The sequence below is a fragment of the Paenibacillus sp. PAMC21692 genome, assembly GCF_014303795.1.
GTDB classification, from domain to species: Bacteria; Bacillota; Bacilli; order Paenibacillales; family Paenibacillaceae; genus Pristimantibacillus; species Pristimantibacillus agaridevorans.
In genome coordinates, this window is the sequence record NZ_CP060293.1 from 3089624 (window position 1) to 3113440 (window position 23817).

Annotated in this window: 20 protein-coding genes; 17 read left to right on the plus strand and 3 right to left on the minus strand. The window is 46.8% G+C overall.

From position 1 onward, the window contains the following. The first annotated feature begins 11 nt into the window (after nt 1–11). From H7F31_RS12130 to H7F31_RS34570, 14 genes are all read left to right on the plus strand, one after another. The gene (locus H7F31_RS12130) at nt 12–1268 is read left to right on the plus strand and encodes a DegT/DnrJ/EryC1/StrS family aminotransferase (protein WP_187104380.1); all 1257 of its coding nucleotides are present in this window, start codon (nt 12–14) and stop codon (nt 1266–1268) included. A 201-nt stretch (nt 1269–1469) separates the two neighbouring features. Further along, nucleotides 1470–2672 carry a Gfo/Idh/MocA family protein gene (locus H7F31_RS12135; protein ID WP_261800394.1) on the plus strand — a complete coding sequence of 401 codons (1203 nt, stop codon included), beginning with the start codon at nt 1470–1472 and terminating at the stop codon, nt 2670–2672. 39 nt (nt 2673–2711) lie between these two features. Beyond that, nucleotides 2712–3737 carry a TIM barrel protein gene (locus H7F31_RS12140; protein WP_222622750.1) on the plus strand — a complete coding sequence of 342 codons (1026 nt, stop codon included), beginning with the start codon at nt 2712–2714 and terminating at the stop codon, nt 3735–3737. A gap of 5 nt (nt 3738–3742) precedes the next feature. Continuing rightward, the gene (locus tag H7F31_RS12145) at nt 3743–4600 is read left to right on the plus strand and encodes a sugar phosphate isomerase/epimerase family protein (protein ID WP_187104382.1); all 858 of its coding nucleotides are present in this window, start codon (nt 3743–3745) and stop codon (nt 4598–4600) included. A gap of 362 nt (nt 4601–4962) precedes the next feature. Then, nucleotides 4963–6087, plus strand: a complete 1125-nt coding sequence (locus H7F31_RS12150) for an ROK family transcriptional regulator (protein ID WP_187104383.1) — start codon at nt 4963–4965, stop codon at nt 6085–6087. A 28-nt stretch (nt 6088–6115) separates the two neighbouring features. Continuing rightward, nucleotides 6116–8260 (plus strand): hypothetical protein, encoded by a 2145-nt coding sequence (locus tag H7F31_RS12155; protein WP_187104384.1) that lies wholly within the window; start codon nt 6116–6118, stop codon nt 8258–8260. A gap of 36 nt (nt 8261–8296) precedes the next feature. Continuing rightward, the gene (locus H7F31_RS12160; protein WP_187104385.1) at nt 8297–9355 is read left to right on the plus strand and encodes a LacI family DNA-binding transcriptional regulator; all 1059 of its coding nucleotides are present in this window, start codon (nt 8297–8299) and stop codon (nt 9353–9355) included. 25 nt (nt 9356–9380) lie between these two features. Further along, entirely contained in the window at nt 9381–9752 is a 372-nt protein-coding gene (locus tag H7F31_RS12165; protein WP_187104386.1) for a sensory rhodopsin transducer, read from the plus strand. Nucleotides 9753–9800: 48 nt separating this feature from the next. Beyond that, entirely contained in the window at nt 9801–10706 is a 906-nt protein-coding gene (locus H7F31_RS12170; RefSeq protein ID WP_187104387.1) for a polysaccharide deacetylase family protein, read from the plus strand. 42 nt (nt 10707–10748) lie between these two features. Further along, nucleotides 10749–11921 (plus strand): M24 family metallopeptidase, encoded by a 1173-nt coding sequence (locus H7F31_RS12175; RefSeq protein ID WP_187104388.1) that lies wholly within the window; start codon nt 10749–10751, stop codon nt 11919–11921. Nucleotides 11922–12671: 750 nt separating this feature from the next. Next, entirely contained in the window at nt 12672–13850 is a 1179-nt protein-coding gene (locus H7F31_RS12180; RefSeq protein ID WP_261800395.1) for a bis-aminopropyl spermidine synthase family protein, read from the plus strand. Nucleotides 13851–13884: 34 nt separating this feature from the next. Continuing rightward, nucleotides 13885–14280 carry an adenosylmethionine decarboxylase gene (gene speD, locus H7F31_RS12185; protein WP_187104389.1) on the plus strand — a complete coding sequence of 132 codons (396 nt, stop codon included), beginning with the start codon at nt 13885–13887 and terminating at the stop codon, nt 14278–14280. A gap of 145 nt (nt 14281–14425) precedes the next feature. After that, nucleotides 14426–14545 (plus strand): MerR family DNA-binding transcriptional regulator, encoded by a 120-nt coding sequence (locus H7F31_RS12190; RefSeq protein WP_187104390.1) that lies wholly within the window; start codon nt 14426–14428, stop codon nt 14543–14545. Between the two features lie 5 nt (nt 14546–14550). Continuing rightward, nucleotides 14551–14772: a CPBP family glutamic-type intramembrane protease gene (locus H7F31_RS34570; RefSeq protein WP_187105319.1), complete on the plus strand. Its 222-nt coding sequence runs from the start codon at nt 14551–14553 to the stop codon at nt 14770–14772. A 113-nt stretch (nt 14773–14885) separates the two neighbouring features. Here the strand turns inward: H7F31_RS34570 and H7F31_RS12200 are convergent, their stop codons facing one another. Then, nucleotides 14886–15986 (minus strand): SGNH/GDSL hydrolase family protein, encoded by a 1101-nt coding sequence (locus H7F31_RS12200; RefSeq protein ID WP_187104391.1) that lies wholly within the window; start codon nt 15984–15986, stop codon nt 14886–14888. A 577-nt stretch (nt 15987–16563) separates the two neighbouring features. Here H7F31_RS12200 and H7F31_RS12205 point away from each other — a divergent pair. Then, a complete protein-coding gene (locus H7F31_RS12205) occupies nt 16564–17325 on the plus strand; it encodes a sugar phosphate isomerase/epimerase family protein (protein WP_187104392.1) in 762 nt (253 codons plus the stop codon). 30 nt (nt 17326–17355) lie between these two features. Here the strand turns inward: H7F31_RS12205 and H7F31_RS12210 are convergent, their stop codons facing one another. Then, complete coding sequence (locus tag H7F31_RS12210; RefSeq protein ID WP_187104393.1) at nt 17356–18786, minus strand: extracellular solute-binding protein; 1431 nt, start codon at nt 18784–18786, stop codon at nt 17356–17358. Between the two features lie 218 nt (nt 18787–19004). On the opposite strand from H7F31_RS12210, the gene H7F31_RS12215 reads away from it, so the two are divergent. Both H7F31_RS12215 and H7F31_RS12220 read left to right on the plus strand, forming a co-directional pair. Continuing rightward, nucleotides 19005–20567, plus strand: a complete 1563-nt coding sequence (locus tag H7F31_RS12215; RefSeq protein ID WP_187104394.1) for a sensor domain-containing diguanylate cyclase — start codon at nt 19005–19007, stop codon at nt 20565–20567. 93 nt (nt 20568–20660) lie between these two features. After that, nucleotides 20661–22271, plus strand: a complete 1611-nt coding sequence (locus H7F31_RS12220; RefSeq protein ID WP_187104395.1) for an S-layer homology domain-containing protein — start codon at nt 20661–20663, stop codon at nt 22269–22271. Nucleotides 22272–22372: 101 nt separating this feature from the next. On the opposite strand, the gene H7F31_RS12225 is transcribed toward H7F31_RS12220, so the two are convergent. Next, a complete protein-coding gene (locus H7F31_RS12225; RefSeq protein WP_187104396.1) occupies nt 22373–23563 on the minus strand; it encodes a coenzyme F420-0:L-glutamate ligase in 1191 nt (396 codons plus the stop codon). Nucleotides 23564–23817: the final 254 nt, after the last annotated feature.

Genomic DNA, 23817 nt, shown 5'->3' on the forward strand with positions numbered 1-23817 from the left:
TAGGGAACTCGATGCAATTACATGATAATCATACTCCGGTACGTACGAAACCATGGGACTTTGGCTTAGTCAGTACAGCGGAAATTGGTGAGCTGGAAAAAGAGTATGTACTGCGTGTCCTGGACAAAAAGAGAGTGTTCCGATACAGCGGAAGCGATAACGAGCTTTCGGAAGCGTATCAATTGGAGAAATTGTACAGTAATCGGCTAGGCGTACAATATTGTTTAGGCGTTAATGCCGGTACTTCGGCGCTTGTAGTTGCGTTGATTGGAGCAGGCATCGGACCAGGGGACGAAGTAATCGTACCCGCATACACCTATATCGCGACTGCGGCGGCCGTCTTAATTGCCCGCGCAGTTCCAGTCATTGTAGATGTAGATGACACCTTAACGATGGATCCGCAAGCGCTGGAGGCGGCCATTACCCCTTATACGAAAGCGGTCATTCCCGTCCATATGCGAGGAGTTCCTTGCCAGATGGACGAAATTATGGCGGTCGCGACAAAGCATAACCTTATTGTGATCGAAGATGTGGCACAAGCAAATGGCGGTTCCTACAAAGGCAAGGCGCTCGGATCGATTGGCAATGCCGGCTGCTTTAGCTTTCAGCAATATAAACTGGTTACTGCGGGCGAAGGCGGCATGCTCGTTACCAATGATCCATCGATAAACGCGCGAGCTATGATTTATCATGATTCTGCTTTCGTGTACTGGGATATGAACAAAATGGCCGAAACCGTTCCTTTTGCTGGCGAAAACTACAGGCTCAGTGAGCTAAACGCGGCGCTTGCGCTTGCCCAATCTCAGCGGATCGATTCTCTTGTATCTCGACTTCAGAAGGTCAAGTCGAATATTGTGGATGGGATCAAGGATATCGCGCAAATACAGCTGCAACGTATTCCGGATCCACAAGGCGATCTCTCTTACAGCTTGGTTTTCTACTTGGATACATTGGAGCAATCCGAACAATTTTCGAAGCTGTTGGTCAAAGAAGGCATTCCAAACGGCACGATTAACAACAATGGTTTTGCCGATCGGCATATATTTAAAAATTGGAAATACGTAATGGAGAAACAGGGCGCTTCGGAAAATGATACCCCTTGGAACTGTCAGAGCTACAAAGGCAATGTCCAGTATTCGCAAGATATGTGCCCGCAAACGATTGACTGGCTAAACCGTGCTATCGCGATAAATCTGCATCAAAATATGACGGATGAAGATTGTAACGATGTCATTGAAGCGATTCGTAAAGTTGCGGCCACCCTATAAGTGCGTGTTCAAAAAGTTCGGTTCTCAGTACCGAGAAGATTGGATGAAGCTAGGACCTGAGGAGCGGAGCGTAGTGGAAGCTACGTGAGCACCGGAAGGTTCGGCTGAATTCAATATTCGACGTCGAGTAGGCTTCTTGGATAACTTCGTAATGGGAAGCGGACTTTTTGAACAACCTCTATAAGGAGTGAGTGAGCGAGGATGAGTGAGATGCTTTCAGGCGGAACGGTGAAAAAGAAATTGCGCGTTGGCATGATTGGATACAAGTTTATGGGAAAAGCCCATAGCCACGCTTATCGCGATTTGCCTTTCTATTTCGATACCAAAGTCGAACCTGTGATGCAGGCGATTGCGGGACGCAATCAAGAGGGAGTGCAAGCGGCGGCGGAGAAGATGGGATGGGCAACGCATGAAACGGACTGGCGTCGTCTGATTGAAAGAGATGACATCGATTTAATTGATATCGTTACACCGAACAACACGCATGCGGAAATCGTGATCGCGGCAGCAAATGCCGGCAAACATATTTTATGCGAGAAACCATTGGCGATGAATGTCGAAGAGGCCGGGCGCATGTTGGAAGCGGTTAATAAAGCCGGAGTCGTGCATATGATATGTCACAATTATCGTTTCGCTCCGGCCGTTCGATATGCCAAACAGCTAATCGACAGCGGGAAGCTTGGACATATTTATCATTTTAGAGCTAGATATTTGCAGGATTGGATTATGGACCCCAACTTCCCGCTTGTCTGGCGGATGCGCAAGGATGTATGCGGATCCGGCACGCATGGAGATTTGATGGCTCACTCTATTGATCTGGCACGTTATCTGGTAGGCGAGATCAGCGAAGTGTCTGGAATGATGGATACCTTTATCAAGAAACGTCCTCTGGGAGAAATGAGCGGCGGGTTAAATGCCGAGATTCACGGGGATCAAATGGGCCATGTTGATGTTGATGATGCAGTAGCGTTTCTGGGCCGCTTTGACAATGGGGCGTTCGGCGTCTTCGAAGCGACTCGTTTCGGCAAAGGAAACCGCAATACGAACCAGTTCGAGATCAATGGCTCCAAGGGTTCTATTCGTTGGGATATGCAGAGTATGAACGAATTGGAATTATATTTGGAGGATGATGAGCAGGGCAATCAAGGATTCCGCACCATCACTTGTACGGAGGGAATCCATCCTTATGCGGGGGCCTACTGGCCTGCAGGCCATATTATCGGTTATGAGCACACTTTTATCAATCTTTTGCATGAGCTAACAAATGGTATTGCCGAAAATAGAAGTCCATCGCCTAATTTCGAGGATGGATATCGTAATCAACTGGTTTTGGAAGCAGTTGAAACTTCATCTTTAAATAAGAGTTGGGTAAAAATACCGACAACAACTATTCTTACGCCATAGGACGGCGAATAGCCGTTTTTATTTGAGAGGAGCTTGACTATGTATCGATTTTCATTTGGACCTTGGAATATTCATGAAGGGGCAGATCCGTTTGGTCCCGCAGTTCGTCAATCCTATGATTTTCAACAGAAATTAGCCGTTTATCGCGAGCTTGGATTCGAAGGCATACAATTTCACGATGATGATATCGTACCGGATATTGAACAGAAATCTTATGCGGAAATCATGAAGGAAGCCGGTGCCGTACGTCGACGTTTAGATGAGCTTGGATTGGTTGCGGAAATTGTTGCTCCGCGTCTATGGGAAAGCGAGCGCACGATTGATGGTGCATTTACTTCCAATGATGCGAAGGAGCGCGCCTACGCAATCGAACGTTCCAAACAAGCTGTCGATATTGCGAGAGAGATGGGAACGAACAACTTTGTGTTATGGCTGGCAAGAGAGGGCACCTATATTCGAGAAGCCAAAAATCCGGTTGATTCGGTTAATTATATTGCAGATGCCATGAATCAACTGCTTGAATATGACAGCAATATCCGAATTCTAATTGAACCGAAACCAAATGAGCCAATGGATCATGCGTACATACCGACTATTGGACATACATTAGCGCTTGCTTATCGGACCATAGATTCGAAGCGAGTGGGCGGGTTGATCGAAACGGCACATTGTATACTTGCAGGTCTTGACCCATCGGAAGAAATGGGCTATGCGCTCTCCTTTGACAAGCTGTGGAGCGTACATCTTAATGATCAGAACGGGCTGAAATACGATCAGGATAAGTCATTCGGGTCTGATAATTTACGGCGTGCATTTAATCAGGTGCGTGTGCTGGAAGAGAATGGATATGGCAAAAACGGTGAATTTGTTGGCTTGGATGTAAAGGTCATGAGGACGCAGCCGCGCGACATTTCGTATAAACACTTGGAAAATAGCAAAAAAATGTTTTTGCATCTCGTCGATAAGGTGCGTACTTACGACAAAGAGGCAGAGCGTCAATTTATTGCGGCGCGCGATTATGAGGGATTGGATTTGCATGTATTAGAGCATTTAATGGGGAGATGAATGTCTTGAGCGCTTTTAAAGGTAAAGTAGCCGTCCATGGCATTACTTGGGGCGACAAATTCGAAAAAAGTTTTGAGGAAGCGGCATTGCTAGGTTACAAGGCCATTGAGCCATGGCCCTCCTTCGTGTTAGGGTTTGAAAACCGCGAGAGCGAACTGCAGCAATTGCTCGATCGATACGGTCTTGCCCTTGCCGGCGTATACGGAGGAGCTTCGGGCGAAGCGGGGCGTTGTTTTGCCGATCCGGCCAAGCAACAGAGCATCATTGATTTTAACGTTCGGCTAGCCAAAATAATATCCAAATGCGGAGCTGGACATATCGTGTTCGGTCCAGGGGCCCCTCGTAAAGGAGCTATGACGCCGGAACAATTAAAGCAGGCGGCAATTACAATTAACGAATCCGCTAAACGAACGTTGGAATTTGGAGTTAAGTCATGCGTTCATCCTCATTTGTGGACGGAGCTTCAAGATGAGAATGAGCTCGATGATCTGCTTGCACTATGCGATGCCGAAGTGTTCTTTGCACCTGATACGGCACATTTATCCGGGGCTGGCATGGATGTACCCAGTGTGATTCGTCGACATAAGGAGCGGGTTGCTTATGTGCATCTTAAGGATCTTGCGCCGAAAGAAGCGAGCAGCCAAGTTACTACCATGTCGGTGGGCAACGAAGCATTAACCGATTTTTGCGAGCTTGGTACGGGTGTGATCGACTTCCCGCCGATTATCGACGCATTAAATGAAATTGGTTATGAGGGATGGCTTACTGTCGAAATCGACTATTCTTTGCATACGCCTCTACGAAGCTTGGAAATATGCCGTGATTTTGTTGAGCAAGAGCTTAAGATTCCAGTGAGAAGCTGATTTCCGGATAAGAAAGAAGACCAGCCGCGGCTATTAGCCGTGGCTGGTTCTATGTCGGCAGAAGCCACACATTTTATGCTAATATGCCGATAACATAATTCAATGAGTGGATTATATGGTTGATTCACATGGGGTAAAGGCAATCAATTAGTTGTAATCGTTGGATTGTATTTTTATAAATGTATTTACAATCGAGTTTTAAAGGTATATAATTTATTTAGTAAAATATATAAAGATAAAGCTGAATTTCAAACAGCGACAACATTATCATTTAGTCAAAAGCCTTACCCTGTAAGCACAACGAATACTTATGATAGAATGGGTAGGTGATTTTATTATTGCGTGTGAGAGGATAGTTTAGGATGAAATTAAATCCATTGGAAAATCAAGTTCTGAAGGTCATACAGAAATGCGAAGGCGTCTCCCGTAAAGCGTTAGCGGAAATGACAGGACTTTCGCAAGCGACAATAACTAATATTACAAAAATGCTTATCGAGCATCATTACGTTGTCGAAGGCGATCGTGTTGGCAATGGGATGGGAAGAAAAGAAGTATTGCTATACTTAAATCCCGAGAAGTTTCGATTTTTAGGAATTGATATTGGGGGATACCGAATCCGCTTTGCATTGGCGGATAACCTCATGAGAATTACGCATGAGCAGGAATGCTTTGTAGATGAGTTTGACGGAGAAGCGGATGTCATAGAGCGTGTGCTTGAGAAAGTCGAATGGTTTTTGGCCGAGTCGGAATTGAATCCAGGAGAGCTTGATGGAATAGGGATCGGTGTTACGGGTATCGTGGATAGGAGTATGCAGCGGATACTGAATATTCCAAACCTCAATGCTTGGGGAGAACTGGATATTGTATCCAGGCTGAACCGGCGCTTTGATTGTCCCGTCTATTTGGACGAAAGCGGCCGAACGATGGCTCTAGCCGAAAAAATAGAAGGTAAAGCCAAAGATATCGAGGATTTTATCAACGTTCACGTTGCTTACGGTATAGTGGCCGGCATATTTATTAACGGGCAATTGCTTAGAGGCGCTAATAATGTAGGCGGGCTGCTCGGACATATTACCGCTGATGAAGATGCCGGGCGATGTTCGTGCGGTAATTATGGTTGTTTGGAAAATATTGTGACTTATCCGATGATCGAGGTTGCTTATAAGCGCCAAGGCGGCCAATTCGAATCCATTGCAGAAGCTTATCGAATAAATGATAAAATCGCATTTGATGTCTGCATAACGTCAGGTAAAGCGATCGGTATAGCTTTGAGCAACGTCATTAATTTGTTTAATCCGCAAGTGATTTATTTGGGAGGTCCCGTATTTGAACATTTGCCTATCATTTTCGAAGAAACAAAACGTACGATCCTGCTTAGAGCAAATCGTTATGCCGCGGTAGAAATGCAACTGGAGCATAGCTCGTTTGGGGATAAGCAGGGGATGATCGGAGCCTTGACGCTGGTTAGAAATTCGTTGATTGGATGATTGAAAATGAATGATGAGGGGGCGGAAGATGGAGCGCAACTACGATTTTCGCAAGCGGCTGGAAGTGGTTCATAAGCCGAATCGCCGTGATTCCAGCGTCCGCGCCGAAGCGGGCGAGCTGAAAATTTCGGAAGACTGGCGCATCGTTATCGATGATGCGGCCAGTCCGCTGCTGGTCCATACGGCAAAGGATTTGCAGGACTACTTATTTACAAGCATGAACGTTTCCGTTCGTTTGTTGCGGGTAAAGGATATTGCGGAAACGGCAGCCTTGCAAGAGCTTGTAATCGTACTGGCGACGAGCGAGCAATTGCCCGCGATTGGCGGTAAGCTTGAGAAGCCGCGAAGTTACCGAATAGTTGCTCAGCAAAGTCGTATTATTGTATGCGGTTACAACGAACGCGGGGCAGCGCAGGGGAGCTATTTTCTTGAGGATCAGATGAATTTGCGCGAAGCGCCGGTGCTGGCTTGCTCGGATGATACCCGCGAACCGCTGTTCTCGCCGCGTATGGCCCATTCCGGCTGGGGGCTGGATCGTTATCCCGATTCGCATTTGAACGCGCTTGCACATGCGGGGATCGACGCAATTATGGTGTTTGTAAAGGACGTTGACGAAACGCCGGAAGGTTATCAGGATTTCAACTATTTGGTCGATCGCGCTGAGCTCTACGGACTGGATGTCTATGTTTACAGTTATTTGATCAGCCGCCTCCATCCGGATGATCCGGATGCGAAACAATATTACGAAAGCACCTATGGACGGGTGTTCAAGGCGTGCCCAAGGTTCAAAGGCGTTATTCTCGTCGGGGAATCATGCGAATTCCCGAGCAAGGATACAAATACGACGGGCAAGCTGCGGCTTGATTGGCCAGCCGATCAACCGCAAACGAAGCCGAGTCCAGGTTGGTGGCCATGTCAAGACTTTCCGCAGTGGCTGAACCTGTTGTCGGGAACGATTCGCGCGCATAACCCGGACGCGGACATCGTATTTTGGACGTACAACTGGGGCTGGGCGCCGAAGGAAGATCGCCTGAAGCTTATCCGCGCGCTGCCGGAAAATATTACGCTGCAAGTGACGTTCGAGATGTTCGAGCAAATACGCAATGAGCATGTAACTCACGTTTGCGTAGACTATACGCTTTCAAACGTCGGGCCTGGCGCGTATTTTAGCAGCGAGGCGGAAGTGGCTCGCGAACGCGGCATTAAGCTGCACGCGATGAGCAATACGGGCGGGCTTACTTGGGATTTCGGGGTCATTCCTTACGAGCCGTTTCCGGGGCAGTGGAACAAAAGACATGAGGCATTAAAGAAGGCTAGCGAGGACTGGGGTTTAAGCGGCTTAATGGAATCCCATCATTTCGGCTGGTGGCCGTCTTTTGTTAGCGAGATCGCAAAGTGGGCTTACTGGAGCCCGAGCCCTACGTATGAAGAAGCGCTCGCGATGATAGCCAAGCGCGACTTTGGCGAAGCGGCTGCGCCTCTTGCAGTGGAAGCTTGGAACGCATGGAGCGAAGCGATCACCCATTATATCCCGACAAACGAAGACCAGTACGGACCGTTTCGCGTTGGGCCGTCTTATCCACTCGTTTTCCGCAATGCTATGTTTAAAAAAGCGGTTCAAATGCCGGCTGTCAAACATGCGATGTTCGGCAACGAAATCGTATTGACGGATTACGATCCGCTAGAAGATCCGCGGCAATCGCTTGGCGTATCCCGCATCGACGTGGAAATCAGGAGCCTCGAGCGGATGCTTGAGCTAATGGACACCGGTAACGAGTTGTTGGAAGAAGCGCTAAAAAGGACTCCGGATAGAAAAAGAGAAGAAGGCGTGAGAATGTTTGGTCTAGGGCAGTTTATTGCCAGGTCGATTAAGACGACGATCCATGTCAAGCAGTGGTGGAAGCTGAAACGACAGCTATTGAGCGAAGGGGATACCGGCAAAGCATTGGCATTGATGGAGCGGATGGAGGAGTTGGCTCGCCGTGAAATCGCAAATGCGGAGGATACGATCCCGCTGGTGGAAGCCGATTCGCGGCTTGGCTGGGAACCGAGCATGGAGTATATGACGGACACTGCGCATTTGCGCTGGAAAATTAACCAAGTGCAAAGCGTGCTGGATAGCGAATTTGCACAATACCGCAAGTCGCTTGCGCTAACGGATAGCTCGCATTAATGAGATTCCGCATGGGAAGCGGATGGGAGCCAACTCTTGCTATTTGCGCAAACGTTGTCTCAGATCAAAAAGGAGTGGAGAGATGCCGTGCAGCTCAAAGATCTTGCCAAACAATTAAATGTATCGGTGTCCACCGTCTCCAGAACCGTTAACGGAACGGGGCGGGTAGGCGCCAAGACCCGGGAACGCATACTGGATGCAATCAAGCAGACCGGGTATCAACCGAATGAAGTAGCTCGAAGCTTGAAACGTCGGAGCGCTCGTACGCTCGGGGTCGTAGTCGCGGATTTATCAAATAGTTTCTATTCCAAAGTCATCAAAGGCGTCGAAAAGGTGGCTAGCGAGAACAGTTATAACGTGTTCGTATGTAATACGGATGAAGAAGTGGGCAAGGAAGAGGAGTACATTCGGGTACTGCTGCAAAATCAGGTGAGCGGATTGGTCATTGCCACCGTAGGTTCGGATGTCCGGCTGTTTCAGCCTTATATCGATTCCGGCATTCCGTTTGTATTTATCGACAATTTGCCTTCGTTGGAAGATCGTTTTAATTTGGTTGCGATCGATAACGCGAAAGCGAGCAGAAGCATTACCCAACATCTAGTCGATCAGGGTCACCGCAAAATTGCGATGATGACGGGGCCGTTAAACCAATCCACATCTTCGGAACGAATGCTTGGCTTTCGAAAATGTCTAGAGGAAAACGGCATTACGCCGGAGGAGCGTTGGATAGGCGTCGGAACGTTTAAGCAGGAGTACGGGTACCGAATGATGCGCGAATGGCTACTGAACGAAGATCGGCCGACTGCGGTATTGGCCGCCAACGATTTCTTAATGTACGGCGCTATAAAGGCGATTTACGAAAGCGGGCTGAAAATTCCTGAAGATATTGCAGTTGCCTGCTTCGATGCGAATGACGAAACGGGATTGATCTCGCCGGGTATCACGGCCATCATTCAACCCGCTTATGAAATCGGATCGATCGCTGCCGAAATCATTATGCGCAGAGAGCACGATAAAGGGCGAAAGCAGTACGAGAAAATCGAGCTGGAGCCTGTACTTCTGCTGAAACAATCAAGCATGGGGAATAAGGGCTGACACCACGCATAGAGGAGGTGAAAATATGAGCAATGGTCAAGGCAATACGTTGTGGATCTACCCGGATTGCGAATTGCCGCCCGCGGGGGATTCCCTGCTGAAAGGACACGAGTCGGTTATCGTACTGAACTTGGGAGGTAATGAAGCAAACATTAGCTTGACGCTTTATTTTACGGATCGCGAGCCTGTTAAAGATATTAAAGTTAAGATCGGCGGAGAGCGAGTTCGCTGTCTGCGGCTTGATAATCCGGATGATCTGGAAGGATTTATTATTCCAAGAGAATTGCAATATGCGCTTAAAGTCGAAAGCGACACGCCGGTCGTCGTTCAATACGGCAGACTGGATACGAGACAGGACAATATGGCTTTCTATACGACGATGGGCTTCAGCGAGTAAAGTGTTTTATTTTCGCAATTATATTTACGGAGAAGAGTGGATGAATAGATGAGTGATAATATCAAAGTTATATTCGGCTTCGATATGGAGACGGACGTAGGAAGCTTTACGCCCTATTATGACGGGGTTAAGAATGCTACAGCACCGCTTGTCGAGCTATTTGATAAGAAGGGCATTAAGGGAACGTTCTACTATACGGGGGATGCGGCGCGGAGAAATCCGGAGAGCGTAGAGCTTGTAAAGCAAAGCGGCAACGAAGTCGGCTGCCATTCTTTGTTCCATGAGACGGTCGGAGATGAATTGTTCCCGATTCCCGGGGTCGTTCCACTCCTTCCGGAGGAGGTCCCGTTTCGTATCGAGAAAGCAACGGAGTGGGTGCAGCAAGTTCTAGGAGAGCAGCCGGTTTCGTTCCGCGCTCCCCGACTTTGGGGTTCCACTGCGTTGCTTAATTCACTGGAGAAGCTAAATTATGTGTCGGACGCCTCTTATCCGATGTACTTCTATCGGGAGCGATATGTTCCGTACAATCCTAGCTCGGCCGACTGGACGAAAGAAGGCGATATGAACATCGTCGAAATTCCCAACTTCGCCGACATGGTCATGAAGAGCAATGACCCGGGACTGGAGCGCGACCGCGATCAATGGCCGTTGTTCCGTACGCAAGGAACCGACGCGCTGATGAAGCATATCGAAGGGTTCTTGAAATTTCTCAAGGATAGAAATTTGCCGGTCGTGCTTTGTTTCTATTTCCACCCGTGGGAGTTCATTCCGATCCAGGAAAGCTATCATTACGGCGAAGCAACCGTTACGCCGGATCGCTTCCTGACACTTGGTTGCGGGGATAAAGCGATGAAGGAGTTTTCGCTGCTGATCGACCGGCTGAAGGATATGGGCTCGACTTTCCATCGCGCGGATGATTTCGCCAGACTGTGGAACAAGGGTGAAATCCGTTAAAAGCGCACTCAATGAAAAAATAGGATAAGGGAGAGGATTACAATGTCAACGAGGATCTGTATTCCGGACTACGAGTATAAGGAAAGAATTCAACGGGCGGCAAAGCTGGTGCAGCAAAAAGGATTGGACGCGCTTCTTGTCAACTCCAACGAAGCGGACTATGCGAACGCGCGGTATTTTAGCGGCTTCTGGCCGTTGTTCGAGCGGGCTGGCGTCGTTATTACGGCTGCGGGAGACGCCGCGCTCCTCGTTGGACCGGAGAGCACCGTCTATGCTTCGGACTTCGGCAAAATCGATAAAATCTTCACGCTCATGGAATACCGTGAGTCGGCCAACCCTGCGTATCCCGAGCTTAGGCCCAACACGTATCGGGACGTCTTCAAGGCGCTCGGCTTAACGGGCGACAAGCTGAAAATCGGCGTCGCCAGCCTGCTAGACACGACGGTCGTTATGATGGAAGGGCTTAAGAACAACTACCCAGAGGCGGAAATCGTCGGTGCGGACGACATTATGGTCTCTCTGCGCCGGATCAAATCTGTCAACGAGTTGGCGTGTATGCGCGAAGGTTACCGTATTGCCGAGCTTGCGACGGAAGAAGTGATCCGGACGATCCGCCCGGGCGTTACGGAATCACAGATGGTTGGCGTCGCCCAGCGCGTTATTTACGAACATGGCGCCGAATACGAAGGTCTACCGATGTATATATTCAGCGAAAAGTCGACGAGCCATGCGATTTCCCGTTCTTCGCACCGCGTCATTAACGCGGGAGACATCGTGCAATTGAACTTATCCGCAAAAGTCGACGGCTATTCGGCCGCGGTCGGACTGCCGATCAGCCTTGGCAAATTGACTTCGGAGCGCCGCGATGTTATCGAATTTGGCCTCCGTGCGCACGAATGGACGCAAGCTCAGCTCAAAGCGGGCGTCGTCGCGAGCGATGTGGCGAAAGGCTTCATTAAATTTTTTGGCGATAACGGCTATGCGGACAATTACCTGTACGGTCCTTGCCACGGCACGGGAATGATCGAGGTGGAAGCGCCTTGGATGGAGACGTCGTCCGAGTACTTGCTGGAGCCGAACATGACGTTCCAGATCGATACCTTTGTCATGACGCCGACTTTCGGCATCCGCTGGGAGAAAGGCGTCGTCATTACGCCGGGAGGCTGTGAGCTTATGTGCCAGCCGGTAGGCACAGTACACGAATTGGAATTTTAACACAAATACAGGATGGGTAATAGAGTCGCATCTAATGCGGCTCTTATTTTTGGAACAGACAGGAGCGAAGCCTCTGCTTCTTTCTGGCGCTATCAGGAAAAGTTCCCGATGACTGGCTCGGAATGTTCCTGCGCGTTTGTTAGATAAATCTCCACAGATAAAACCGAAACTTTATTACCGGTTCTGGAGCAGTTATGTGAGTGGGGAGTAAAAAACCAAAATATAAAAGACTTCGCTAATCCTTAAACTTGCAGTGTTAAAGCTTTGCTTGTTATCGAAATCGTATGGCAAAAGTGGATATCGGTAACAGCTTGAATGTCGCGTTTGTTTGTTGATTTATGATACTACTAAGCATATAATGATTGTATATTGTTAAAAGGGGATGTCTTGATGTCTGCAGTGGTTCTTAACTAATCAATTCCATACTTGAAGGTTCTGAGTGCTTAGAAATGCCATTTGCTGAATTAGCGTGGTTTTATTTCTTGAGCATATAAGAATGCTTCGGAATTAGTTAAGAACAAACGGATAAAATCAGCCCCAAGACTAATTGTATGATTACCCGCATCCGTGCTGTATTTTAGCGCGATTTTTTTGTGGTTATGACGCAAGTAGGTTTATTTTTGAGGCAGAGATGACGTATGTTCATCTCTGCCTTTTTGCGTTTTCGAAAAGTTTTAGGAAGGCTAAGGTAACGATGCGCCAAGGCTGATCGGAATCAAAACAGAGCCATGATGAACGAGGAGGAATTAGGTGAAAACACTGATCGAACAAGTCAAACAGCAACTCGTATTACAGGAGGGAACGTCTGTCATCGAGCAATTGCTGATCGCATGCTATATGAGTCCTGGAATTTCAACAAAGGAATTGGCGCGCAAAACGTTGCTGCCAACGCCGGTTGCCGCAGCAATAAAGCGGGAACTGGTTAAATCGGGCGCTCTGGTTCAGGATCGCGGCGTTCGTTGTACATCAGAAGGCATACAGCGGATTGAGCAAGGCGGAGGCTATTTGGGATTAAATCGCTCTCTCTATCAAAAGTTGCTTCAAGATAATGTCTGGCTTGAAGGGTTGGAGGAAGAATTGAATCTGTTGGATGAGCTTTTTGCGCATCGGCCTGCCGTTAATGTGCAGATTGATCAATCCAAATGTATACCGGAAACGAGCTTGCGCAGAGCTGTTCTGTGCTTAAAGCAATCCGCATTGATTGGTAAAAGAATGGTCTGTATAGGCGACGATGACTTGGTAAGCGTGTCGATAGGCTTGCTTTTGAAACGCTTGTTTCCAGCAGGCGGCCATGTCGCCACGTCGGTGGATGTTTTGGATATCGACAAGCGTTTTTTGCAATACGTTGATGAGACAGCAAAAGCCCATAATCTTCCCATTCGATGTCATCATGTAGATTTTAGGGAGCCGTTTCCCGAAAATTTGCACGAACGATACGACTGTTTTTTCACGGATCCGCCATATACGTTGCAAGGCATGGGCTTATTTCTATCACGTGGCATTCAAGCCTTGAAACGAGAGACTGGGCTGCCGATATTTCTGTCATTTGCTCATAAATCGCCCTCATTCACCTTGGCCATGCAGCGGGAGCTGGTGCGAATGGGCTTGATTGTCAGTATGAACCTCCCACGATTTAATGCATATGAAGCGGCCGAAATGATTGCGGGTCGCAGTCAGATGTTTGTTTTGCGCACAACCGATCAAACGTATCCGGAATATACAGGCAAGTTCGAGGATGCCTTGTACACGGGAGAAGTAAGGCGAACGATCAGGACGTATCGTTGCAAGCAATGTGCAACAGAAGCAAGTGTAGGTATAACCGGAGAATATGCCACGATTGAGCAGCTTAAAAATGTCGGTTGTCCACATTGCGGACAGGAGATATTTGAGCTCGTATCTAAAATCAGGTTGACTGGGGAGTACTCGTAATCAAAATATAGATCCAAGAAAAGGAGTAAAAAAAGTGAATTTTTCTACATTGGGATATCATATTGTAGCAGATTTTTGGGGAGTTGATTTTCAATTGTTTAATAATGCTGACTGGCTTGAAACACGTTTGGTCGAAGCGGCGGAGATCGCTGGAGCAACAGTTTGTTCGGTACAATCCAAGCAGTTCCAACCTCAAGGAGCAACCGTTCTGGTCCTGCTTTCGGAAAGCCATCTTTCGATTCATACCTATCCAGAGAAGGGATTTGCTGCGTTAGATTGCTACGCCTGTGGAGGGGAAGCGGATACAGAACGAATGATCGAACATTTGCTGGCCGTTTTTATGCCTGAGGAAATTTATGCGCAGAAATTGACAAGAGGTCAGGGAAACATTGCAGTGTACTCTCCTGTTTTTTTGCAAGATAACAATTAACTTCTATGGGGAATAACGGAATATGAATCACGACGCATGTCACATTAAGCTTGCACTTACAGTTAATGTAGGTATTACAATGAAGATAGACGGAAGGGGGAAGTGCGAATGAACAGAACCTATTTGATTGGTGAAATTCTCGGAAATGACGGGTATTCCGGTTAGAACATTACATTATTATGATGAAGCTGATCTTTTAAAACCGAACAGACAGGCTAGCGGGCATCGAATACCGAGCAAACCAGGCAGCAGCTTGGACTTGTAACGCGAATAACCTCGGGTGGAATTACGGAGGAGATTATTTTCCGCTGGGGATTACTCAGCTTGACAATGTGGGCGGTTTTATGGTTGACACCGTCCAATGAGGCTGCATTTTGGATTTCAATTATCGCGACCGGAGTCCTATTTGGTTTGGCTCATTTGCCTGGCTCACGTTTTATGGTATCCGTGGGAAAGCTTCGACAGCAACTGGACAAGAAAAAGAGTATCTGACGGAATCATCGTCTACACAGCAACTTCCCACAAAGCAACGGTGAATCTTACGGTATATTTATAATCAATCAAACAGAAAGGCGATAGAGACAAGTCTCTGTCGCCTTTTATCCCTATAGCAGCAACGATTTAAATATCGGCTCGAGCCTGTCCGCCATCCTGAGAAAACCCAAGTCTGTTGGATGCACGCCATCTACCGTACACTCATTAAAATCGGCGCCAAGCAAGTCAGAGCCATCGATAAAGAAAATATTTTGATCGCCTTTGGATCGAAGCTCATGAACGAGTGACTGCTGAAATTGCTTGCACTCCATTCTTGTCTGATACAGTTCCCTGTGATCCGGGAAGTTTTCTCTGGCGTAACGGATTTTTGAAACGATCAGCACTTTTGTTTGAGGGTGGACGCTTCGATAGATTTGGATAAATTCAGGGAGCGTTTGTTTAAAAAGCTCGGTACTTACACAATTCGCTTCGTAATCTAGAACCAAACAGGCAGGATTAGGAATGCTGGCAATAACCTCAGCTACCTCTGGTTCGCCTTTGCCGCTTCCCGAAAATCCTAAATTCAAAAATTCCATCGGGATTCGGCGGCTCAAAATGTTGGAATACGCCATACCCGGACGCGATGCGCAGCCCCCTTGGGTAATAGAGGTTCCGTATATAATGATTTTTTTGTCCGTCACATAGTCCGGCGGGGGCAATATGGAGGCATTCTCCTCCAAGCCAATCTCTATTTCTTCCACGCCCTGGTACAACGGTAAATAGAGAACGATATTGCGCATTTCGGAATGCCAGTCTTGGAACAAAACGCAATCGTATTCGGTTTGTTCGATATTATATTTGGTTGTATTGCAGTATTGCAGACCATTCGATGTTTCGATATAACAATCCACTCCGCATTGTCCTGTCGCTGGCAAATGTGACATATTCGCCTTGCCTGCAAGCTTTACTCTTACCGACAATGAAGGGGAGTCGGTTTGAAAACGAACTTGCGCACCCGCCGGATGATTGGCCAAATAATCTACCGCGTCAGGCAACACGGCCTTTGGCGCAGTTGGCAGTCTCCGATACGTGCCCTCTTCCGCAAACCAGGCAAGACCTGAAATTCGAAAAGGACTCCTCTTGGGTGAATGCCACTTTATGATGTCTTCATTCACACCGTCGGGCCTCATATTTCGATCATATTGTTCAATTCTGTTCTCCTGATTGCTCATGATCAGTCATGTATCTCCCTTCCATCTATAATTGCTAATGATCCGTCCTCTTAGTGCGCTTTCCTGACGATACCTCAAATACTAACACAGTGAAGCCCTTTGGCATAGTGACCGATAGAGGCCGTCGATTCATTGTGTGCAAAACTGGAAATGAAGCTGCACTCAATCATCGCCAAGCTGTTAACGGAAATGAAGAACCTTATATGGCTCGTTTGGCGTGATTTTAAAATCTAACGGAACTCTGCGACGTTATTCGTGAGAAATCCAGGCAAACCGCGGACTTTTGCCCATCATAAGGGCTGTCAGTTCCATTAGATTTGCGAAGCGAGGCTTTTTACTGAAATAACGCCTCTCATTTCCGTTACAGTTGCTCCCGTTCATTTCTTACCGGACACTTGCCCGCGAATTCACCTTTGCACAATGAATAGACAGCCTTCGATAGGAAGTTAGCACGCCTGTTTTTAGCGGGTCGGGCTGATTATGCGCTTCGGGCGTCGTTGTTTTCTAGACATTTTGGAGCGTGCGGCTTATATTAGGTCTATCGGATTGGAAAAAATGATAGAAGGAGTGAGCTGATATGCTGCAAACTGGCATGCTGTCCATTACGTTTCGCCAATTACAGCCCGAAGAAATCGTTGCGCTGACGGTTCAAGCCGGCCTGGATGCCATCGAATGGGGAGGGGACATCCATGTGCCCCATGGCAATGTGGAGGTTGCGCATCATGTAAAAAGAGTAACGGAAGAAGCGGGACTCATCATCGCATCCTACGGTTCGTACTACAAGGCCGGCGTTCTTGATTCGGATGTACCGTCTTTCGAGGATGTCCTGGCAAGCGCGGTGGCGCTGGGTGCGCCGGCCATACGGATTTGGGCCGGCAACAAAGGCAGCCAAGCGGCGGATCCAGGCTGGCGGGATCAGGTAACCGCAGACATCGTTCGTATTGCCGATCAAGCTCAGAAGGAGAATATTCGCATTCATTTGGAGTACCATGCCAATACGCTGACCGATACCCTTGAATCGACGATCGCACTGCTTGAGGCGGCAGACCATCCTAATGTCAGGACGAACTGGCAGCCCCCAACAACGCTGTCGGTAGAACAGCGGCTCGAATCTCTGGAAGGCGTACTGCCGTATCTTGCAGATGTTCATGTGTATCATTGGCAGCTTGGCGAGCGGCTTCCACTCTCCGATGGCTCGGAGGAGTGGGGAGCGTATGTCCAGCACTTTCGTCCAATAGCGGGGAACCGTCGCTTTGCGATGCTGGAATTTGTGCGAAACGACGATCCCAAGCAGTTCCTTGAGGATGCCGCCGAGTTGCTTCGATTGGTTAAATCGTAGCTTCGTCACCCGCTCCTGGCGATTCCGATTCTACTCCTCCGCATAGACGCCCCCCTTTGCTGACGGCGAATTCAATAACTCTTCGACCTGACGGCATAACGTCTCTTCGTCAATGAACTCGGACCAATATTGCTTAAGAATCGTTTTTAAAGTGAAAAACGAATGTAAAGTCATATTCAAATCCCGATTCATACGAAAAGCGGAGATCGTCTCGCGGAACAAATCGTAGCGCGAAGGTCGATTTAGGCTGGTGGCATCCTCCAAAGGCTCCTCAGCGACCGTCTTCAGCGCGGGCAGGCTGATGGTTTGATTTCGCAAAATACGCTGCGCCCGCGCCGAAGCCAGATAGTCGCTGAAAGCGGCAGCGGCTTGAGGTTGCTTGGAATTCCGGTTTACCGCCACGCCAATGACGTTTAGAAGCGTTCGCGGCTCGAACAAATAAGGGACGGGGGAGATATCATACTGGATATCCAAATCTTTGAAATCGTTTAGCGACGTATAGGTGGTCAAAATCATTGATACCTTTCCTTGGAGGAACAGTTCGTTGACATCGTCGTTGCTTTCGGACAAATAACGAGGGAAAACCGCGCGATTATTAATCAATTCTTTGCAGAGCCGAATACTTTCTAGCAGAGGAGTGCCATGCAGACGGAATGCGCCCTGCTGTTTCATCGCAAAGTCCATGCAGCTTTGCAGCAAAAAGACGGGCCAGCGATTATCCGACAGCAGATAGAAATAAAAACCGTGCCGCTGGCCAGGGACAGCAAGCGTATTGGCATGCTGTATAATATCTTGCCAGGTCCAGCTGCCGTCGGGTTCAGGCACATTCGCTTCCTGGAAGTGCGTGCGATGATAGGCCAGCACTAACGGAGAAAAGACGATAGGCTGAGCCAAAAGCGTTTGCCCCTGGGTGAAGGCCCTCTGTGCAAAACGGTATGTATGGGTTTGCGGAACGAGAGGCTGAAGCATATCGATGTCGTTGTTTTCCTCCAAATGCTGAAAGTCGAGATTGTTAATCGTGCACACATCCAGAAGTCCGCTGTTCATATAATCTTTGACGGTGCCCAAATAATTGGACACCGATTGCAAGGGCAGCGCCTTGACCCGGATTGTCGGATGCAGCTTGCGGAAGTCTTCGATAAGCAAGGGCAGCGCAAAATCCCGCTCGATAGAAGAGCTGTAGCCAAATGATATCGACTGGAAGTAGCCAGGCAATTGCTCCGTAACTCGGCTGCCAACCCGGTCCACTTTGACGATTAAACCTTCCTCAACCAGAGCGTCGAGTCCTTTTCGAGCCGACTTGTTGCTTAACTGAAATAATTTTGTGAGCTTAAGCTCGGAGGGCAGCAAATCGCCGGGCGCGTACACTCCGTTTAATATATCGGAACGCAAATGATCGATCATATTTTGCAGCCGAAGCTGATAATTTTTCCGTCCAGGTTGGGGCTGATCGCGATTCATTTTTCATCATCCTTTAGTTTGTCCTCAATCTCCGTTAATCTACTGTATATCATACAACAAATGTTATTTAATGTGCATCAGCATCGAGTGAACAGGAATGTGTCGGAATGCGATGAATCGGAGAGCCACACCGCGTAATTATACGGGGGAGTGGCTCTTTTTCGTCTGTGAATATGATATATTTGTTCTAGATATGAAAAAGGAGATATGTCACATCCATGAAGCTCTCGTTAAAGTATTTAATTTTATCAGCGGCACTGCTTTCAATGATTTTCACTCTATTTAGCAGCATCTCATCGGGGTATCGGATCAGCCAGCAAACACTTATAGAAAACACTCTGGAAACTAACCGAGTCTACGCACAAAAACTTGCCAATACAACGGATGTTTTTTTTAACATGACTCTACAAACCTTGGAACTAAGCTCCAAGGACATTTCGTCATACATGAAAGGAGATAATTATTCCCAGACAAAGCTTCTTCAAGAGGCTGATCGTTTGAAAAAGCAGACAAACACGTTTAACTCTGTTGTGATTGTAGCTGCCGACGGCGAAATTCTTGCGACGTCACCTCAAACACTGGATGTAGTTGGGAAGCTTCTGGATTCTACAGGCGGACAGGAAGCTTTAAAAGGGAAGCGACCGCTTATATCTAAGCCCTATTTATCCATAACGGGGCGTTTGATTATTTTCATCTCTCATCCGATCGTAGATGAAGATGGGGAATATCTTGGTTTAGTTGGCGGCAGCTTGTATTTAAAAGAAGCCAATATATTGAACATGATATTAGGAGAGCACTTCTACAATGATGGATCTTATGTATACGTTGTAGACGAAGACGGTCGTATTATTTATCATCAAATGCCAAATCGGATCAATGAGCTGGTGTCGCATAACCCAGTCGTGCGGAAACTGATGAACAAAGAAAGCGGAGTTGCCCGCGTCATAAACACACAAGGCGTTGATATGCTTGCAGGATATGCCTATGTTCCTTCTGTTGGATGGGGGATTGTATCTCAGCGGCCAGCGGCAGCTTCATTAGCCCCCACCTCGGACATGATGAACGGAATGATTGTTAAATCACTTCCGTATTTATTGATTTCTTTAATACTTCTTTCATTTATATCCAAGTTGATTGCTCAACCATTACAAAAACTAGCGCATTTTACGGAGTCAAGCACGCAAAATAATCAAGAGAAAAGTATGCAAAAGGTTAGTACTTGGTATTATGAAGCCATACAATTAAAAAAAGCACTTACCTATAGTCTTGGTTTTTTCCATGATAGAGTAGACTATTTTACTTACCAGTCTAAAACAGATCCTTTGACGAAGCTTACAAATCGACGGACGTTAGATGAACAAACTCAGAAGTGGTCGGAGGATGGGGTGGGATTTTCCGTCATTCTATTAGATGTTGATCATTTTAAGAGGGTTAATGATACCTATGGCCATTCTAAAGGTGACGAAGTTTTGATATTTCTAGCCCAAAAAATGAAGGAAGTATCAAGAGAAAAAGATATTTGTTGCCGCTATGGCGGTGAGGAGTTTGTGTTGCTTCTCCATGACAGGAGTGGCGATGAAGCGTATCAAGTTGCTGAGAAGCTACGAAAGCTAGTAGAAAGCACCGTGAGTCCATGTGGTGACTTCATTACTATATCGGCCGGCATTGCAGCTTATCCGGCTAGCGCGACTCATCTTGCTCATTTATTCGAATTGGCTGACCAAAGCTTATATGAAGCGAAAAATACCGGAAGAAACAAAAGTGTTTTCAAACAACCGTAACGCTTGGTTGCCATTATTTTAGCGATGACTACGGTCTTAATATTTGGTATGCTTCGAGAATTGAGATAGAGAGAGGAGTATACCAAAAAATCCATGCTGGGTAGATTAGCAATAACGACATTTATTGTCGTTTTTTTAGCAAGCGGCTCATTTCAGGCAGCAACAGCTAACAAAGTTCTGCCTTTTGATGATATTAGTACTAGCTACGCACAGAATGAAATCATAAATTTATATAACAAAAAGATGATGACAGGTACATCGAAAACTAGCTTTTCGCCTACCAGGTCCATTACTAGAGCTGAATTTATTACCGTATTGGATCGCTTGTTGGGGCTTAATCCAGTTGCAAGTCCCGTAACATCTTTTACTGATGTAGCGCTGGACGATTGGTATTATGGCTGGATACAGGCTGCTGTTCAACTAGAACTAGCTAATGGCATAACTGCTGCATCCTTTGCTCCAAAAAGGGCTGTAACGCGGCAAGAGGCGGCAGTCTGGGTAGCAAGAGCTTTGAAACGGACAGGGGAAAGCTCTATTGGGCTCCTTACAGCTTTTAAGGATGGTAAAGAAATTGCAGACTGGGCAAGCGCCTCCGTTGCCGCGGTCCATAAAGCAGGATTAATGAAAGGCGATAATAAGGGGAAGTTCAGACCTTCGGAGCCCATAACAAGGCAGGAAACAGCCGTGCTTATCGATCGAGTGTTACAAAATAAGAGCTGGGCCGCGGAGCTTAAGGCGTTGCCGGAAAAAAGAATAGTTATCGGATGGCAGTATGGCCAGACAAGGGAACAGTATCAGAGCAATATTTTGAAATCGAATGTAAACACGCTATCACCACGCTGGTATTTCGTAGGGGAAACAGGTGCCGTTTCCGATTCTACAGACACGAAGCTTATTGCATGGGCGAAGCAGAATGACAAGCGGATTTGGGCAATGGTTGGCAATCGATCCGATCAATCAGCTACCCACCTTATGTTGTCTGATTCTACAGTAAGAAATAAAGTCGTTGAGCAATTATCGGAAATCGTGAAGCGTTACGACCTGGAAGGACTTAATATTGATTTCGAGAACGTCGCCCCAAAGGATCGCGCATTGCTTACGACATTCATTACTTCTTTAGCGGAGCAGCTGCATACGCTTGGGGCAGTGCTCTCAATTGATGTGTCTCCCGATCTAGGCACGGATTGGACGGAAGCATTCGACTATGCCGCGCTTGGCAAGCAAGCGGATTATGTCGTGATGATGGGATACGATGAGCATTATGGGGGAAGCTTATATCCAGGCTCGAATGCTTCGTTGCCGTATGACGAACATGCCATTGATACACTCCTTAAGGTCGTACCAAGCGAGAAGGTAATTCTCGCCCTCCCTTTCTATAATCGGGATTGGACATTAAATGAGAATGGCACCGTTTCATCCTCCGAATTTATTACCCTTACCGAACAAAATCGGAAGATCAAAACCTACGCGCTTAAGCCCATGTGGAATGAAGCAATGGGGCAATATGTGGCTAGCTATATAAAGCAGTCTTTGAAGCACACGATCTGGTTTGAGGATGCTCGTTCCCTTATAGCCAAATATCGCCTGGCCGTAGACAAAAAATTAGCCGGGGTAGCTTATTGGTATATTGGCGGCGAAAGTGAGGATATATGGGCAAGCTTAAGCAATGCGGAGACCTATTATGATTATTCGTTCTCCAAGTAGGGGGAGCTCCGCATCAGATTGAAGAATGATAGGGTGCCCTGGCCAAATTAATGGCTTTGGGACACCCTCTTTATTTGGGATTGTTCGGTAACGCAATGTATTTATTTCGTATAGTTATCAAAATAACCTTGAATAAAGACGATAGGCGTACCTTTATCTCCGCTTCCGGAAGTTAAATCGGATAAGGAACCAATTAGATCGGTAAGCTTGCGGGGTGTAGTGCCTTGCGCTTCCATTGAACCTGTAAGATCTGAATTTTTATTGTTAATGTATTGCGATATAGCATCTTTCAGTTCCTGGCCTCTTAGATCAGCAAAATGATTATCGGCAAGATATTTTAACTTCACTTCATTAGGGGTTCCATCCAGTCCTGCTGTGTAGGCGGGCGATACTACAGGGTCAGCAAGTTCCCATATTTTACCTACGGGATCTTTGAAGGCGCCATCTCCATAAACCATGACTTCCAAGTTTTTTCCAGTTACTACTTTGAGCCTCTGTTGTATGGCATCAACTACAGGTTGGCAATTACGCGGGAAAAGCTTCACGCTGCTTGCTGTCGATTTATTTGAGCCCAGCAAACCATAAGCTTCGTTATATCCGCTGCCATCGATAGACTCAGACAGTATATTGTCGAGGCTATAAACGTTGACTCCGCCATTTGCTTTTAGTATTCTCTTTGTCCTGAATCTTGTATGTATATCACAAGCTAGAACATGTTTGGTGTAATTCAAAATGGTCTTTGGATTATTGGAGAAAATAACCTCGCATTCCACGCCATATGCTTCAACTAATGATTTATAATAATCGATATAATCAACACCGGTAAACGTATGCTTATTAAATCCAAAATAATCGCGGAATTGTTTTTCGGTCAAAACATCTGTCCATGGATTAACTCCCTTTTCATCAAGCATGTCAATATCAACTAAGTGATTACCAACCTCATCAGATGGATAGCTTAGCATTAAAACAATTTTATTAGCACCCTTTGCAATCCCACTGAGACAGTTCGCAAATCGATTGCGGCTTAAGATCGGGAATATGACTCCCACAGTCTCTTCTCCAAATTTCGAACGAACATCTTTGGCAATATTGTCGATAGTCGCATAATTACCTTGCGCACGAGCAACAATGGACTCCGTAATGGTAACGATATCTTTATCATTTATTGTGAACCCTTCGGCTTCGGAAGCTTTCACCACACTTTCTACAACGATTTCCTCTATATTGTCCCCCTGATTTATGATAGGGCAACGCAGTCCTCTAACGACGGTTCCAACCATTCTTTCCACATGGATCGCTCCTTACTACAATATAAAGTTTAGTTATGTTGTGCATCTCACTGTACTATACATGTGTTTATTGGTAGAAGTAAAATGAATATTCCTAATACTAGGGATAAGCGGGGATTATATGGTGACAAGCGAATATTAATTTGGTTTCACTCACCATCACTCTGCTGTATAACTAATGAAAATACTATTTAAAGTACATCAACGTTAGTGATGAATATAAAATATACGATCATAGATTGACGAAATAGTTT